Here is a 526-nt window from a genome sequence, read left to right on the forward strand (position 1 = left end):
CCGAACGCTTCATAGACCTTGAAGGCCATCTGCGCCTTCGCGATCCCATCCCGCGCCGCGAAGATATCCTTCAGCTTGCTTAGGGCCGCAATACCCTCTACGGTCAAAAGCCCGGACGTTTGGATGATATTCCGCAGCTTCTGCACTGCCGGATCGTTATTCAGCTCATCCTTTCCCAGCAGGACGGTAACAGACGTGATCAGATACGCTACACTCTTCTGCACAATGGCAGGAATGGAAATCCGCCCGGCAGGACCTTGTGTCCCAAAGCTTCCGAATACACCCGCGAGAAGACTAAACTGCTGCGTAAGCTTGTCGGCCTGCCGTTTATTCTCCTCCTGGAGTCCTGCAACCCCCTTCAGGGCGGTCCGGATAATATCCTCCAATTTCTCTGCTTCTACAGTTAATTCGTTGATCATGACCTGGGCCTTCACGAGGTGGTCTCCCATGGGAATTCCGCCCCAGCCGCTGGACTGGCCCTTCAGCTGCAAATACAGCCGGTTAGTGTCCTGGCTTACCTGGCCTA

Annotated in this window: 1 pseudogene; it reads right to left on the reverse strand. The window is 55.1% G+C overall.

Annotation, left to right across the window (positions count from 1 at the left end):
* A pseudogene (locus tag GC101_RS12845) lies at window positions 1-526 on the reverse strand (hypothetical protein); the annotation flags it as partial.

This window comes from Paenibacillus phytohabitans (genome assembly GCF_013141775.1).
GTDB classification, from domain to species: Bacteria; Bacillota; Bacilli; order Paenibacillales; family Paenibacillaceae; genus Paenibacillus_AQ; species Paenibacillus_AQ phytohabitans.